A 14,645-nucleotide genomic window follows, 5' to 3' on the forward strand; every position below is an offset into this window, starting at 1 on the left:
GCGGGTTTTGTTTCTTTGCGCTCGGCATCGGGGGGGCGCGGTCCCCGGCCCCCCCCCCCCCCCCCCACGACCCCCGCGGAGGGCCTCCGGCACCTCCCCGGAGAAAGGGCCGAAGAAAGCGGGGCTCAGACCTTGAAGGACATCGTGATGAACGTGCCCGAGGCTCCGGTCTCGAACTTGATGTCGGAGCTGACCATCCGGGCCACCCACAGCCCCATGCCGTTGGTCGCCTGAGGGCCGGGGGGCGTCTCCCCCGGAGCGGGTCCCGGGTCCCACTGACCCTCGTCGTGGATCTCCACGAGGAGGGTCCGGCCGACCGTCCACATCCGCAACACCGCCTTGGCGGTGGTGTGACCGTGGATGACCGCGTTGGTGGCGACCTCGTTCAGCGCCACCAGGAAGTCGGCAAGGTTCTCCTGGGACATGCCGCTCCGCACCGCCTGGGCGGCGGCGAAGTCGCGGACGTCGGGGAGATCCGGAAGACAGAAGGCGAGTTCGGCGACGGCGGCGCCTGCGGGAATCATCCGGGAACGGCTGCCGCTCGCCGTGAAGCGAGCGGGACGAACACCGTCCTCGTTCACCCGAGATCCGCCTCCCCTGTTCCCGTTCGCCGTTGTCCTCAGCACCCGGGATCCATTCAAACGCACCTTACGCCACGTCCGTTGTCGCCGACTGGGGTGCCCTGCAACGGGCGGTGTATTCAGCATTCGGCGACAAGTTCCTCACGGAGCTGGTCAAGCACCTTCCGCAGGATACGGGACACGTGCATCTGGGAGATCCCGAATTCCGCCGCTATCTCGGCCTGGGTCATGTTGCCGAAGAAACGCAGCAGAAGGATGTTCTTCTCACGCTCCGGCAACTTGTCGATCAACGGCTTGACCGCCTCGCGGTCCACGAGCGTGCCCAGAGCGTCGTCCTCGTCGGGGATCACGTCGCCCAGCGCGCCCGCGTCGTCGTCGGCGCCGAGGGGGGCGTCCAGGGAGAGCGCGCTGTAGGCGGCGGAGGCGTCGAGGGTGAGCAGGACGTCCTCTTCCGAGATCTTCATCTTCGTGGCCAGCTCGGCGACCGTGGGGGCTCGGCCGAGGTCCTGGCTGAGGTCGGCGACCAGGCGGTTCAGCTCGGCCCTGCGCTCCTGGTAGACGCGGGGGACGCGGATGGCCCAGGTGCGGTCGCGGAAGTGGCGCTTGACCTCACCGGTCATGGTGACCACGGCGTAGCCGCGGAAGGGGTGCCCGAGGGTCGGGTCGAAGCCGTTGATGGCCTTCATGAGCCCCACGTACGCGGCCTGCAGGAGGTCTTCCATCGGCTCGCCGCGGTAGCGGTAGCGGCGGGCGATCTCCATGGCGAGGTGGCGGTGCATCTCGACGATGCGCTCACGCAGACGCTCGGCGCGGTATTCGGAGATCTCAGGCAGGGACATCTCGGCGAGGAGGTCCTCAGCGGTCATGTCGGTGATTTCGAGTGCCTGAACAGACATTGCTGCTCCCTGGTATTACTGTCGGGCGAGCCGACCACGGAAGCAACATCCGGGCAGACGGCATCGCCTCGACCAATTTTCGAGGCGAGGCCCTCTGCTGGACCTCAGGGTTCCAGTATTCCCCCGAATCCTGGAGTATTACTCGCCCCCAGGTAACAGTAAGGTTGCTAATCGAATGGCACGAGGAGGCCCTGAGTGACGGTGTCGGAGAACGGCGAGAGATCGGCAGCCCTGACTCTCACGTCGGCGCTGGTCAGTGGGATCAACGTGATCCGGGTGACGGGTCTGCTTGACGCGACGACGAGGGATCAGTTCGCCGACTACCTGGCGGCGGAGACCGGCGAGCACGGTCTCGACATGGCGCTGGATCTGAGCGGTGTGACCTTCATGGACTCGCGCGCGCTGGGACTCATCGTCCACCACTGGCAGGTCAGCACCACTGCGGGCGCCAAGTTCGCCCTCATCGGGGTGGAGTACGCCAAGACCAAGGTGATGTGGATCACAGGTCTGGCCCAGCGGCTGCCCCTGTACGACACGATCGACGAGGCGATCGTCGCCTTTGGTTAGCCCGTTTTCCGCACGTGCCGCCTCGTCGCGGATCAGGCGTGTCCGATCCGGCGCGACGGGTTACCGCCCAGTCGGGTGGGGGCACGTGCGGAGGACGGAGCCGACCGGTGACGGCCTCCCCGAGGGCTCCGGCCCGTCGCCGGCCGTCGGGGACCGCCGCCCACCGGGACCTCAGCCCTCTTTCTTCGCCTCGCGGTTGCGCTGGTGCTCCTCGACCAGCAGCTTGGCCAGGTCGGCGACCTTCACCTGGTGGTGCTGCGAGATGCGGCGCAACTCGTCGAAGGCGGCCTCGGCCGAGCAGCCGCTGGACTTCATGATGATGCCCTTGGCCTGGTCGATGATCGCCCGGCCCGCGAGGGCCTCCTGCATCTGGGCCGCGTCGGTGCGTACCTCGTCGTAGTCCCACATGTTGGCGAGGGCCACGCCCACCTGCTCGGCGAGCATGTCCGCGAGCGGAGGAACGTTCCTGGCCGCGAAGGCGCCGGGACGCACCCCGTACATTCCGAGGACCAGGACGGCGTGCTCGATGACGATGGGCATCGCCAGGACCGAGCGGACGCCGCAGCGTACGGCCATGCCGGCGTAGGCGGGCCAGCGGGGCTCGTGCAGGACGTCCTGGACGACCACGTGGCGCCCGGTGGCGCGGGCCTCGGACGAAGGCCCCGCACCGATCTCCCCCTCGCTGTCGAGCAGGACGATGAGCTCGCTGTGGGAAGCTGAGACGACCACCCGTTCCTGTCTCCAGAGCTCGGCGGAGCCGCCCGCGCAACCGGGCACGCCGCCTGCGAGAGTGGCTGTGAGACCGCGCAGCACGCTCTCACTCGACGTTTCCTCGCTCACCCTGCCGAGGGCCGCGAGGTCCCGGGCGAGAACGGGGGTGACCATGTCCATCTCGCGACTCCCCTCCCCTGTGTCGCTAACTTAACCACTATCCGACCGCGCATCGATTCGGCCCACCGGGTGGCGTACCGTCTACGACGGGACCAGCCCACTCCGGCCCCTGACGAGGACGAGCATTGACCGACGCCATTGGCCTTCAGACCCTGGAGCAGGCGCTGAACGCGCTGACCGCCAGGATCTCCTCCCTGCGCGAGGCGAAGTCCGCCTACCCCGCCGACCCCCGGTCCACACTCGACGCGGCGCTGGCGGAGCTCGACACCGCCCGTGAGCTGCTGGACGCCTCGGTGCGCGAGCTACGCAAAGCGCCCAAACGGTCGGGAGAGCGGGAGAGCGGGTCACAGCGGGAGCTCAAGCTGTTGCGGCAGGTGTTCCGCACCTTCCCCATCCCGGTGGTGGTGCTGGACGCCTCCGGGGTGGTGCGGCGGATCAGCGCCGAGACCTCCCGGATGCTCGGCAGCCCGGCGGGATACCTGATCGGCCGTTCGTTCCCGCTGTTCGTCGACGTCTCCCGGCGGGCGGCGTTCCGCTCGCACCTGACGGCGGTCCAGCAGGGCGGCCAGACCGCGACCTTCCAGACGCGGCTCGCCCACCAGGGCCGCGCGCACACGGTTCAGCTGGCCGTCACCCGGCTGACGATGCCGGGAGAGCCGCAGGAGATGGTCGCGGTCATGATCCTGCCGCTGGAGGCGCAGGTGGCGGGCCCGCCGCACGGCCCGGCCGACCGCTCGGACGCCACCCTGGTCATGGCCGCGGCGCGCCGGCAGGAGCTGCTGTCCAGGATGACCCGCTTGTTGCTCGACGAGGAGAGCCTGCGCCAGCCGGTGACCGTCACCAGGGCCGCCCGGCTGCTCGCCGCCGAGTGGGCCGACTGGGTGATCGCCGACGTGGTCCGCGACGGCATGCCCAAACGTGCCTGCGTGCTGGGCCCGAGCGACAAGCCGGTGACCCAGCTGCTCCGCCTCGCCGAGGGGATGAACCCGCTGACCGCTCCGGCCGTCGCGCACGTGCTGACCGGCGGCTCCGGCGTGGTGCACGAGATGCTGGAGGATGACAGGCTGCTCGGCGACGTTCCCGGTGGCCCGCCGCTGCTACGGGTGATGGGCGCCGCCTCGGTGCTGATCGTGCCGATCGGCGGCGAGAGCGGCGTGCTGGGGGCTCTCACCCTGGTACGGCTGCGCGACCGCGAACCGTTCTCGCTCGCCGATCTGGGGCTGATGGAGGAGATCGGCGCCCACCTTGGACTCGCGCTGCGCGCGCGGCGCAGCTTCCAGACCCGCTCCCGGGCGGCCGACGCGCTGCGTACCAGCGTGGTGCCCAGGAGCCTGCCGGACATCCCGGGATTCGAGGCCGCGGCCATCTACAACGCGGGTTCCAGCCCGGTCGGCGCCGAGTTCTACGACGTCTTCCGCGTCGGCGACGGATGGGGTTTCGCCCTCGGGGGGGCCGCGGGCAAGGGTGAGGAGGCCGCGTCGGTCAGCGCCATGGTGCGCAACGGCCTGCGCGTGCTCAGCGTCTGGGAGACCGACCCCGGCGAGGTGATGCGCAAGCTGAACCAGGCCCTGACCGCCCAGCACAACGGCATGTTCGTGATGGCGGTGACCGGGTTCATCAAGGCGCGCAAAATCAGGCTGGCCAGCGCGGGGCACCACCCGGCCGCGCTGCTGCTGCCCGACGGCGGGGTCCGGTTCACCGCGGGGGGTGGCGTCCCGCTGGGCATCGCCCCCGAGGCGGAGATGTTCACCGAGGAGCTCACACTGGCCTCGGGCCAGACCCTGGTCTTCTACTCCGACGGCCTGGTGGCCTCGCAGAACGAGCTGGGTGAGTCCTACGGCGAGATCAGGCTGGCGGACGTGCTGGCGCGCTGCGTGGCGCAGTCCCCCGCCGAGATCGTCAAGACGGTGGAGGAGGACCGGCACGCGTTCTCCGGCGGGAGGGTCTGGGATGAGATCGTGATCCTCGCTCTTCGCGTCGTATGAGTCGTGTAACCGGTCGAATTCGGTGCGGGGCAACCGGGTGACCGCCTCGGCATCCCCATGACCAGGGAAAACGCGGGAGCCGGTCGCGCGCGCCGACTGCCGGGGCCAAGGAGTCGCGGCAGCGCGGGACGCGTCGGGAGGCCCGGCTTCGCCTTAGGGGTTTGGCTTCTGCGCGGATCGGGGTATGGTTGACCTCATACAGACGTGTGCCTAAGACGCAGGCACCCCTGAAGGAATCACAGGCTTTTCATGCCTATCTCCTCCCAGAGGTGTGCCGTGAACATTGCATTCGTCTCCTCCGAGGCTCTTTCCTCCACCCAGGACGAGTCCGACCTCGCCGCCCAGCGCGCTCACCTGATGGCAGTGGCCCGTGAGCTCGGCCGCGAGCACAAAGTCACGATCTACACCCGCAGGAACTCCGACTCGGAGAAGGCCAGGGTTCGCGTGTCGCAGGGCGTCACGCTGGAGAACCTGACCGCCGGCCCCGCACAGGACCTTCCGGAAGACAGCGTCCTGCCCTACCTGTCCGACCTCGGCGACCAGCTGATGCACCGCTGGGGGCAGGACCGCCCGGACGTCATCCACGCGCACTCCTGGACCGGCGGGCTCGCCGCGATCGCCGGAGCGAACGGCCTCAACGTCCCGTTCACCCAGACCTTCAGCAGCGAGAACCCCCGTGACGCCAAGAAGGTCCGGCTGCAGCGGGCCATCGGGCGCCGGGCCAGCGCGGTGATCGCCGGGTGCGGTGACGAGGAGAGCTCGCTGATTCGGCTGGGCGTGCCGCGCCGCAACATCTCGGTCATCCCGTGCGGCGTCGACGTCGAGCGGTTCCGTCGCCAGGGTCCGGCCGCCGCGCGCGGCACCCGTCCCCGCCTGCTGCACGTGGGTCCGCTCACGGCCGACAAGGGCGTGCACACCGCGCTCCGCGCACTGGAGGGCCTTCCCGAGGCCGAGCTGATCATCGCCGGTGGTCCCGCGTCCGTGGACCTGGAGCACGACGCCGACGCGCACCGCATGATGCTGCTGGCCAAGGAGATCGGCGTCGACGACCGGATCACCGTTCTCGGGCACGTCCCGCACGCCTCGATCGCCAAGCTGATGCGCAGCGCCGACGTGGTGCTCTCCCTGCCCAGGGAGGCCCCGGCGGGCGTCGTGGCGCTGGAGGCCATGGCCTGTGGCGTCCCCGTCATCGCCTCGGCCGTGGGCGCCCACCTCGACTCCGTGGTGGACGGGGTGACCGGCCTGCTGGTGCCCGCCGACCGCCCGGCGCAGACCTCCCGTCTGACCCGCGAGCTGCTCGCCGACCCGACCCGCCGCACCGCGCTCGGCTTCGCCGGTGCCGACCGCGCCCGGTCCCGCTACTCGTGGGAGCGGATCAGCCAGGAGCTCGTCCACGTCTACGAGAACGCGCTCTCCGGCTCCGCCCGCTGACCGCGTCCACCGCGACGGCGGGCACCGCGGGCCACGCGGAACACACTCCGAGACCGGGGATCCCTCCACAGGGGTCCCCGGTCTTCGCGTGTCGGGCCCGCGTTCACGGGCGTGACGGCTCACGGCGAATACGTGCGACGCTACGACCGGGCCACGCGGCGGTACGGCGAGTACGTGCGACGCTATGACCGGGCCACGCGGCGGTGCAGGACGACGCCGAGGCCGCTGGCGGCCAGCAGGACGACGCCGGCCAGGACCAGGATCACCGCACCGCCCACGGCGCCGTCCGTCCAGTCCCAGACCGCCTCAGGGACGGCGAGCGTCAGCCCGGCCACGCCACTGACGATCAGCACCCAGGTGCGCCACCGCCGGTACAGGGCCAGGCAGGCGAGCGCGATCGCCGCAGTCAGCCAGTATCCCCAGGCGCCTCCGTCCCACAGGACGGGCCACTGGCCACCGAAGAGCGCGATCGCCGCTCCCATGCCCAGGCCAAGGTCGCGCGGGACGAGCACCCCGGCCAGGGCGGCCACCAGGATGAGCAGGCCCAGCGCGACGTAGGCCAGGCCCCAGCCGGCGCCCTCCCGCCCGGCGAGGACGTCCAGCAGGCCGGTCACCGTGAGCAGGGCGAAACCGCCGCAGGCCAGCAGGCCGATCGCGGTGGGCAGCAGTGCGTAGGCCGTCGCCGCGACCACCAACCCGGCCACCCCGGCGACGAGTCCCTCGTGGCGGTCGACCACCACCCCCGCGCACAGGGCCGCCGTGGCCGAGCCCAGCGCGGCGAGCGTGGCCGCGACCCTGCCCTGCACGGCGGCCGTCCTGCCGGTCGCCGACCGTGCCGCCACGCCGAGCCCTACGGCCACCGCAAGCAGGAGAACCGTGACCACGGCGAGGACCGCGATCCTCGCCGGCTGGGTCATCCGGTCCCAGCCCAGGCCGACGAAGGCCGCGGCACCGGCCAGGACGAGTGCGCCGCCGACGTACGCGAGGATCTCGCTCCACCTGACCCGGTCGTCGGCCCCCGGCTCACGCAGTGCCTCGCCGACGGCGCGGGCGACCGGCTCCACCTGTTCGGGGTGGAGCTCGCCGGACTCCACCAGGCCGGCCAGTGCTCGCCGTACGGCGTCAACGTCGTTCATGTGCGGAATCGTGGCACAGTCGGACCCGGACGGCACCCCCCGAACCAGTGGGACGTATGCGAAAACGAAATATCTCTGTTACTGGAGTGCAATTGTTGCTTTGATGTCTCCATGTCGATTCGTGGCACGTTCCTGGGTGTCCTGGCCGCAGCCCTCGCCCTCTCCTCGCTGCCCGCGACGGGGGCGTCCGCGCAGACGGACCCGTCCACCCGGCGCGGGTGGGGCACCCCGGTCCTGGTGGAGAACTTCAACGGCACCCGCGTGGACGACCGCAAGTGGGTCGTCTACCACTCCCCCGGCGCCGAGACCAACCCGCGCACCGGGCGGGCCTCGACCGTGAGCGGCGGCGTCCTGCGGCTCAAGGGCGGCTTCTACGGCGGCAGGGACCTGTCGGGGGGCATCGCGACCCGGAGCGCGCAGCAGTACGGGCGCTGGGAGGTGCGGCTGCGCGCCGAGCGCGGCGCAGGCTACACCCCCGTGGCGCTGCTCTGGCCGTCCGACCAGGGCGGCGGTGAGTACGCGGAGGTCGACTTCGCGGAGATCATCGATCCGAGCCGCAGGTCGGGCGGGATCTTCGTGCATCGCGGCGACCGGCCTCAGGCCCAGCGGCAGATGAGGGCCGACTTCACCCGGTGGCACACGGTCGCGGTCGACTGGCTGCCCGGACGGCTGACGTTCTGGTTGGACGGCAGGAAGGTGTGGGACTACCGAGGGCCGAACGTGCCGAGGAGCCGCTCCATGCACCTGACGCTCCAGAACGACGTGACGTGCAACGAGTGGTCGCCGTGCCGCAACCGCTCCACTCCTCCGACGGTCAGCATGTACGTGGACTGGGTGAAGATCTACCGGGCCCCCGTCTGACGGGAGCCGGGGCTCAGAGCAGGTGGGCCGCCTTGAGGGCGAGGTGGACCAGCAGGCGGTCCTCGCCGTCGGCGAGGTTCCTGCGGGTGAGCCGCTCCGCCTTGGCGAGCCGGTAGTAGAGCGTCTGGCGGTGCACGCCGAGCGCACCGGCGGTCTCCTGGACGTGACCGGCGCGGTCGAGGTAACTCTCCACGGTCCTGGCCAGCTCCGGGTCCTCGGCCAGCCCGGCGACCTCCTCCGCGAGCTCCCGCAGCCCCGCCGGTGACATGCGGGCGAGCAGCCGGTAGACGCCCAGTCCCGGCCAGGTGGCGACGGGCGCGAGCGCGGGCACCCGTCCGGCGACGCCGAGCGCGTGCACGGCCTCCCGCCAGCTTCGCCAGGCCTGCGCGGGCTCGTCCCTGGGTGCGCCGACGCCCACCACCGTTCCGTACATGCCCTGGATCCGGTCGGCCAGCTCCCCCGCCTGGCCCGCTGGGGCCAGGAGGGCGACCAGCGGCTCGCCCCGTACGGGAAACGCGGGGTCGGCGAGCACGGCGCGCGGGAGTGTCCAGAGGGCGGCGACCCGGTCCGGGGAGACGCGGGCGGCGATCGCCGCCACCGGGCCGCGCACGTCGTCCAGCCGTGCCAGTGCCCGGGAGCGTTCCTCTGCGTCGGAGGAGAACAGCTCCCGCAGGTTCGCGCCCAGGTCCTGACGGCTGCGGGCCTCCTGGGCGAGGGCGGTGGCGGCCCTGGAGACCAGGTCGCCGACCGAGGCGAGGGCCTCGTCGCCGAGTGTGCCGTCGTCGAGGAGCCACAGGTAGCCGTAGGTCACCTCGTGGTGCCGCAACGGCACGCACACCCGCGCGAGGACCCCCAGGTCGGCGTCGGCGGGGATGCGGACGGGGCCGCGTGCCCCGGCGATGCCGTACCCCTCGAAGTAGGCGCGCACCTGGTCCGTCGCGCGGCGTCGCAGAATGGACTCCTGGCGCACCACGTCGATGTCGCCGCTCTGCGCGGCGTAGGCCAGGAGCTGGAAGGCCCGGTCCTCCAGGGTGGCCGAGGCGCCGAGCCTGGTGGCGATCTCGTCTACCGTCTCCTGCAACACCCCACCATTGTCATACATGTGTATGAAAGCCCCGCCCGTCGATCGTGGCAGATGCACATGATGGCCGGTCGAGCGGAGGTTTTAGGCTGGAAACATGTTCGGTTCTCTCCTTCTCGGCGTATCCCGGTCGCCGCTGGTACGGCGCGCGGTCTCCGGCGTGCCGCTGACCCGCAAGGTCGTCGATCGTTTCGTCGCGGGCGAGACGCCTCAGGAGGCGGTCGAGGCGATCCGCGGGCTCGCCGCCTCCGGACTCGCCGTCACCGTCGACCACCTTGGCGAGGAGACGAGAGACTCCGCCGCCGCCGCCCAGACGGCCGGCGCGTACGTCACACTGCTCGGCGCGCTGAGCGGGCTGGGACTCGGTGACCGGGCCGAGGTGTCGGTGAAGCTCTCCGCGGTCGGCCAGGCGCTCGGCGCCGACGGCGACAAGATCGCCCTGGAGAACGCGCGGCGGATCTGCGAGGCGGCCGGTGACTGCGGGGCGAACGTCACCCTCGACATGGAGGACCACACCACGGTCGACTCCACGCTGGAGACCCTGCGGGCCCTGCGCCTGGACTTTCCCTCCACCGGGGTCGCCGTGCAGTCCTACCTTTTCCGCACCGAGGCCGACTGCCGCGACCTCGCGCACGAGGGATCGCGGGTGCGCCTGGTCAAGGGCGCCTACGCCGAGCCCGCCTCGGTGGCGCACCAGAGCAGGAACGAGGTCGACAAGGCCTACGTGCGCTGCCTGCGGATCCTCATGTCGGGTGCGGGCTACCCGATGGTGGCGACGCACGACGACCGGCTGATCTCGATCACCGAGACGCTCGCCGACCGGTTCTCCAGGTCCCGCGGCGACTACGAGTACCAGATGCTCTACGGGATCAGGGCCGACAAGCAGCTCGCCCTCGCGGGAGCGCGTCACACCGTGCGTGTCTACATCCCGTACGGAGACGACTGGTACGGCTACTTCATGCGCCGCCTGGCCGAGCGTCCGGCGAACATCGCCTTCTTCCTTCGTGCCCTTGGAGGCAACTAATGGATGCCATCTCCACCGTTCCCGCCCCGGTCAACGAGCCGGTACTCGGCTACGCGCCCGGCAGCGCCGAGCGTACGGCGCTGGAGAACCGCGTCAAGGAGCTCGCCGGCGCCCAGCTGGACCTGACGATGACGATCGGCGGCGAGCAGCGGATGGGCGGCGGCGCCCCGATCGACGTGGTCCAGCCGCACAACCACGCCTCCGTGCTGGGCCGCATGGCGGACGCGAACGCCGACGACGTGCGCGCGGCGATCGACGCCTCGCTCGCGGCGGCGCCCGCGTGGCGCGCCCTGCCGTTCGACGAGCGGGCCGCGATCTTCCTGCGGGCCGCCGACCTGCTGGCCGGTCCCTACCGGCAGACGCTGAACGGCGCGACGATCCTGGGCCAGTCCAAGTCCGCGCAGCAGGCGGAGATCGACGCGGCCTGCGAGCTGATCGACTTCCTGCGCTTCAACGTGGACTTCGCGCGGCGGCTCCTCGGCGACCAGCCGGTCTCCTCGCCCGGCGTGTGGAACCGGATGGAGTACCGGCCGCTGGAGGGCTTCGTCCTGGCGATCACGCCGTTCAACTTCACCGCCATCGCCGCGAACCTGCCGTCGGCTCCCGCCCTGATGGGCAACGTCGTCGTCTGGAAGCCCTCCCCCACCCAGCAGTTCTCCGCGCACTTCACCATGCGCCTGCTTGAGGAGGCGGGGCTCCCGCCGGGCGTCATCAACATGGTGACCGGAAACGGCACGGCCGTCTCCGAGGTCGCGACGACCCACCCCGAGCTGGCGGCCATCCACTTCACCGGCTCCACGCCCACCTTCCGGCACCTGTGGTCCACGGTCGGCGCGAACATCGCCTCCTACCGGTCCTATCCGCGCCTGGTCGGCGAGACGGGCGGCAAGGACTTCGTGCTCGCCCATCCCTCGGCCGACCCCGCTGCGCTCACCACGGCGCTGATCCGCGGCGCGTTCGAGTACCAGGGGCAGAAGTGCTCGGCCGCCTCCCGCGCGTACGTGCCGCGCTCGGTCTGGTCGGTGATCCGCGACGAACTCGTGGGCACCGCCGAGTCGCTCACCGTCGGCGACGTGGCCGCGGACCTGTCGACCTTCATGGGCGCGGTCATCGACGAGCGGGCGTTCGCCAAGCACAGGGCCGCGATCGACCGGGCCCGCTCGCTCGACTCGATCAACGTGCTGACCGGGTCGTACGACGACTCGACCGGCTATTTCGTGAGGCCGACCATCCTGGAGTCGGCCGACCCCACCGACGAGATCTTCGTCAAGGAGTACTTCGGGCCGATCCTCGGCGTGCACGTCTACGACGACGCGGACTTCGACACGGTCCTGGACCAGATGGAGGGCGTCTCCCCGTACGCGCTGACCGGTTCGATCATGGCCCAGGACCGCTACGCGATCGCCTCGGCCTCGGAGCGGCTGCGCTTCGCGGCGGGCAACCTCTACATCAACGACAAGCCCACCGGCGCGGTCGTCGGCCAGCAGCCCTTCGGCGGGGGCCGGGCGTCGGGTACGAACGACAAGGCCGGGTCGATCCTCAACCTGACCCGCTGGGTGAGCGCCAGGACCGTCAAGGAGACCTTCGTCCCGCCGACCGACCACCGCTACCCGCACCAGGGCTGACCTTCCCCGGACGGCCGGCAGGAGCCTGACCGGACGACGGCAGAGGACGGCGGTGCCGGGACTCGGATTCACGGTCCCGGCACCGCCGTCCTCTGTCTGTCGGCTTCGACGTGAGGCCGATGGGTAAGGAAGTTTCGGGAGGCGGGGGGAAGGTGCCTTCGGATACGGCCGATCCTGCGATCCCTCGGTAGAGCGGATGATCGTGTCGCAGGGATGTAAGAGATGGAAGGGGCCGCGAAGGTGAGTGAGCGCGTGTCGGCGGTAGCGTGGCGGTGAAGCCCTCCCCCGGCCCCGAGCGGATGCTGGTGGGGTTGCTACGGGCCAGTCACCTGGCGGCTCTGGAGCAGATTCCGGGCCTGGTCGCAGAGCACGCCGTGTCCGCGGGCCTGGCCGAGGTGCTGATCTACCTGGCGGATCTGCAGTGCAACGTGCTGCGTCTGTTGACCGGTGAGGGCGCGAGCACGGAGGTCGGCGAGTTGCGCATCGACGCGACCCTGGCCGGGCGGGCCTTCCAGGAGGTGCGGGTCCTGGTCGGCGTCGGCGAGGACACCGACAGGGACACCGACGGGGCGCAGCGGTGGTGGGTGCCGCTCCTGAACGGCGTCGAACGCATGGGAGTGCTGCGCATCGGCGTCGAGACCGGCGCCGACGCGCAGATCCAGGACAACATGCGGGACCTGGCATCGCTGGTGGCGCTGTTACTGGTCGACAAGCGTCCCTACAGTGACTCCTATGCCCGGCTGGTGCGTACCCGGCCGATGCACGTGGCCGCGGAGATGCAGTGGACGTTGATGCCGCCGCTGACCTTCGCCGATCAGCGGGTGACCATCGCCGCGGTGCTGGAGCCGGCCTACGAGGTCGGCGGGGACGCCTTCGACTACGCGCTGGCCGGCGAGGTGGCGTATCTGGGGATCTTCGACTCGATGGGGCACGATGTCACGGCGGGGCTGAGTGCCAACCTGGCGGTGGCCGCCTGCCGTAACAGCCGCCGTCAGGGCACCGGCCTGGCGGCGACCAGCGAGGCCGTCGAGCAGGTCCTGATCACCGAGTTCGGGCAGGCCACCCGTTTCGTCACCGCGATCCTGGGTGATCTGAACACCCGAACCGGGGTGTTGTCCTGGATCAACCGGGGTCATCATCCGCCGGTGGTGATCCGCGGCGGCCGCTGGGTCGCCACGTTGGAATGCCCTCCGGCCACCCCGATGGGCCTGAACCTGGGCACGGAGATCGCGATGTGCCGTAAACAGTTGGAGCCCGGAGACCGGGTGGTGTTCTACAGCGACGGCATCGTCGAGGCTCGCAACGCCGCCGGCGAGGAGTTCGGCCTCGACCGGTTCGTCGACTTCATCATCCGCCGCACCGCCGACGGCCTGCCTGTGCCCGAGACGCTGCGCCGCCTGATCCGCGGCGTGCTGGAGTACCACACCGATCGCCTGCAGGACGACGCCACGGTATTGCTGGTGGAATGGCACGGCGACGCCCACGAGCGGCTGCACCTGTAAAAAGGAGAGCTCTCCCCCGCCGTCGGACCCCCGCTACCCGCACATGGGTCGATGTCGCGCGGCCCGGTCGGCATCGGCTCGATCTCAAGAAGCGCGACTGTCTTCGAACAGGCCGCGAAAGCGGTGACGCCTGGGTCTCGCATCCGAAACCCAGGCGTCACTCGTTTCGGGCTACGGCGGGGGCATCTCCCCCACCGCGGTGAGCCGCCCGTGTCCGGCCCGTACTCGGCCGCAGGACGTGACTACACCGGGCAGGCGAGCGTGCTGGTGGCGCAGCAGCCGATGCTGATGAAGTGCTCCGTCCGCGGCTCGCGGCCGCCGACCAGCTCGTCCAAACTGATCTCCCCGGCGGGGTGGACCAGGTCGGCGGTACGGGCCTGCGGGTTCTTCCACTGACGGATCAGCTCGTTGTCGGACATCACATGTCTCCTTCGTCGAGATTCTTTGTGCGTGGGACACGGGGGGCCGGTCCGGCACGAGGACCGGGCCGGCCGCCCTTGGTGACCGCTGTGGCCGTGTCCGATGGTCCGTCGCGGACCACGTGGCAGAGGTCCGCGGTGCGGCGCTCGGTCACGACCTCGGGTCGGTTCCGGGCCTCCTAGCAGATGTCCCCGGTGCAGCACTTGTGCGAGATCACCGGAGGCCAGGTCTCCTGTGGCATGCCACCGACGACGCGCGCGAGGTGCTCGTCAAGGTCGATCTCGCCTGCGGGATGGACCAGGTCGGCGGTACGGGCCTGCGGGTTCTTCCACTGACGGATCAGCTCGTCGCCGAACATCTCACGCCTCCTTCGCGCACGCGGCCGCAGGTCAGCAGTAGTAGCCGGTGGCGCAGCAGCCCCAGGAGGCGAGCCCCTCGGTGGCGGGCTCGCGGCCGCCGACCAGCTCGTCCAGACTGATCTCCCCGGCGGGGTGGACCAGGTCTGCGGAGCGGGCCTGCGGGTTCTTCCACTGACGGATCAGCTCGTTGTCGGACATCTCATAACTCCTTGGTATAGGCCGCAGGGATCAGCAGAAGATGCCGGTGGGGCAGCAGCCATAGGAGATGGCGTACTCGGTCCGCGGC

At 70.5% G+C, this 14,645-nt stretch carries 15 protein-coding genes; 7 read left to right on the forward strand and 8 right to left on the reverse strand.

From position 1 onward, the window contains the following. Window positions 1–125: 125 nt before the first annotated feature. Together ABZ664_RS10980 and ABZ664_RS10985 are read right to left on the reverse strand one after the other, a co-directional pair. Entirely contained in the window at window positions 126–581 is a 456-nt protein-coding gene (locus ABZ664_RS10980; protein WP_362506444.1) for an ATP-binding protein, read from the reverse strand. Between the two features lie 119 nt (window positions 582–700). After that, window positions 701–1,477, reverse strand: coding sequence for a SigB/SigF/SigG family RNA polymerase sigma factor (locus tag ABZ664_RS10985; protein WP_350947029.1), 777 nt, complete (start codon window positions 1,475–1,477; stop codon window positions 701–703). 195 nt (window positions 1,478–1,672) lie between these two features. On the opposite strand from ABZ664_RS10985, the gene ABZ664_RS10990 reads away from it, so the two are divergent. Beyond that, entirely contained in the window at window positions 1,673–2,044 is a 372-nt protein-coding gene (locus ABZ664_RS10990) for an STAS domain-containing protein (RefSeq protein WP_362506447.1), read from the forward strand. A gap of 171 nt (window positions 2,045–2,215) precedes the next feature. On the opposite strand, the gene ABZ664_RS10995 is transcribed toward ABZ664_RS10990, so the two are convergent. Continuing rightward, window positions 2,216–2,935, reverse strand: coding sequence for a GAF and ANTAR domain-containing protein (locus ABZ664_RS10995; protein WP_362506449.1), 720 nt, complete (start codon window positions 2,933–2,935; stop codon window positions 2,216–2,218). Between the two features lie 125 nt (window positions 2,936–3,060). Here ABZ664_RS10995 and ABZ664_RS11000 point away from each other — a divergent pair, with 125 nt between their 5' ends. After that, the gene (locus ABZ664_RS11000) at window positions 3,061–4,920 is read left to right on the forward strand and encodes a SpoIIE family protein phosphatase (protein WP_362506452.1); all 1,860 of its coding nucleotides are present in this window, start codon (window positions 3,061–3,063) and stop codon (window positions 4,918–4,920) included. 276 nt (window positions 4,921–5,196) lie between these two features. After that, the gene (locus tag ABZ664_RS11005) at window positions 5,197–6,351 is read left to right on the forward strand and encodes a glycosyltransferase (RefSeq protein ID WP_362506455.1); all 1,155 of its coding nucleotides are present in this window, start codon (window positions 5,197–5,199) and stop codon (window positions 6,349–6,351) included. A gap of 182 nt (window positions 6,352–6,533) precedes the next feature. Here ABZ664_RS11005 and ABZ664_RS11010 read toward each other — a convergent pair whose 3' ends face one another. Beyond that, window positions 6,534–7,487, reverse strand: a complete 954-nt coding sequence (locus ABZ664_RS11010) for a hypothetical protein (RefSeq protein ID WP_362506458.1) — start codon at window positions 7,485–7,487, stop codon at window positions 6,534–6,536. Between the two features lie 111 nt (window positions 7,488–7,598). On the opposite strand from ABZ664_RS11010, the gene ABZ664_RS11015 reads away from it, so the two are divergent. Continuing rightward, a complete protein-coding gene (locus tag ABZ664_RS11015; RefSeq protein ID WP_362506461.1) occupies window positions 7,599–8,348 on the forward strand; it encodes a glycoside hydrolase family 16 protein in 750 nt (249 codons plus the stop codon). A 13-nt stretch (window positions 8,349–8,361) separates the two neighbouring features. Here ABZ664_RS11015 and ABZ664_RS11020 read toward each other — a convergent pair whose 3' ends face one another. After that, entirely contained in the window at window positions 8,362–9,432 is a 1,071-nt protein-coding gene (locus tag ABZ664_RS11020) for a helix-turn-helix domain-containing protein (protein ID WP_362506464.1), read from the reverse strand. A gap of 94 nt (window positions 9,433–9,526) precedes the next feature. Between ABZ664_RS11020 and ABZ664_RS11025 the strand changes: the two genes are divergently transcribed. The 3 genes from ABZ664_RS11025 (at window position 9,527) to ABZ664_RS11035 (ending at window position 13,580) form a co-directional block, all read left to right on the forward strand. Next, window positions 9,527–10,453 (forward strand): proline dehydrogenase family protein, encoded by a 927-nt coding sequence (locus ABZ664_RS11025; protein ID WP_362506467.1) that lies wholly within the window; start codon window positions 9,527–9,529, stop codon window positions 10,451–10,453. After that, window positions 10,453–12,078 (forward strand): L-glutamate gamma-semialdehyde dehydrogenase, encoded by a 1,626-nt coding sequence (gene pruA / locus ABZ664_RS11030; RefSeq protein ID WP_362506469.1) that lies wholly within the window; start codon window positions 10,453–10,455, stop codon window positions 12,076–12,078. Before ABZ664_RS11025 ends, pruA begins: the two co-directional genes overlap by 1 nt. 266 nt (window positions 12,079–12,344) lie before the next feature. Then, window positions 12,345–13,580, forward strand: a complete 1,236-nt coding sequence (locus tag ABZ664_RS11035) for a PP2C family protein-serine/threonine phosphatase (protein WP_362506472.1) — start codon at window positions 12,345–12,347, stop codon at window positions 13,578–13,580. A 242-nt stretch (window positions 13,581–13,822) separates the two neighbouring features. Here the strand turns inward: ABZ664_RS11035 and ABZ664_RS11040 are convergent, their stop codons facing one another. From ABZ664_RS11040 to ABZ664_RS11050, 3 genes are all read right to left on the reverse strand, one after another. Continuing rightward, window positions 13,823–13,999, reverse strand: coding sequence for a hypothetical protein (locus ABZ664_RS11040; protein WP_329090927.1), 177 nt, complete (start codon window positions 13,997–13,999; stop codon window positions 13,823–13,825). Between the two features lie 179 nt (window positions 14,000–14,178). After that, window positions 14,179–14,358 carry a hypothetical protein gene (locus ABZ664_RS11045; RefSeq protein ID WP_362506475.1) on the reverse strand — a complete coding sequence of 60 codons (180 nt, stop codon included), beginning with the start codon at window positions 14,356–14,358 and terminating at the stop codon, window positions 14,179–14,181. Between the two features lie 31 nt (window positions 14,359–14,389). Next, entirely contained in the window at window positions 14,390–14,557 is a 168-nt protein-coding gene (locus ABZ664_RS11050; protein ID WP_362506478.1) for a hypothetical protein, read from the reverse strand. Between the last annotated feature and the right edge of the window lie 88 nt (window positions 14,558–14,645).

Origin of the sequence: Streptosporangium sp. NPDC006930 (assembly GCF_040635605.1) — a bacterium.
GTDB lineage: Bacteria > Actinomycetota > Actinomycetes > Streptosporangiales > Streptosporangiaceae > Streptosporangium.

Coding starts and splice junctions, on each gene's coding strand:
- ABZ664_RS10985 (WP_350947029.1), bottom strand. CDS start 1,477: ATGTCTGTTCAGGCACTCGAAATCACCGACATGACCGCTGAGGACCTC.
- ABZ664_RS10995 (WP_362506449.1), bottom strand. CDS start 2,935: ATGGACATGGTCACCCCCGTTCTCGCCCGGGACCTCGCGGCCCTCGGC.
- ABZ664_RS11010 (WP_362506458.1), bottom strand. CDS start 7,487: ATGAACGACGTTGACGCCGTACGGCGAGCACTGGCCGGCCTGGTGGAG.
- ABZ664_RS11015 (WP_362506461.1), top strand. CDS start 7,599: ATGTCGATTCGTGGCACGTTCCTGGGTGTCCTGGCCGCAGCCCTCGCC.
- ABZ664_RS11025 (WP_362506467.1), top strand. CDS start 9,527: ATGTTCGGTTCTCTCCTTCTCGGCGTATCCCGGTCGCCGCTGGTACGG.
- pruA (WP_362506469.1), top strand. CDS start 10,453: ATGGATGCCATCTCCACCGTTCCCGCCCCGGTCAACGAGCCGGTACTC.
- ABZ664_RS11040 (WP_329090927.1), bottom strand. CDS start 13,999: ATGTCCGACAACGAGCTGATCCGTCAGTGGAAGAACCCGCAGGCCCGT.
- ABZ664_RS11045 (WP_362506475.1), bottom strand. CDS start 14,358: ATGTTCGGCGACGAGCTGATCCGTCAGTGGAAGAACCCGCAGGCCCGT.
- ABZ664_RS11050 (WP_362506478.1), bottom strand. CDS start 14,557: ATGTCCGACAACGAGCTGATCCGTCAGTGGAAGAACCCGCAGGCCCGC.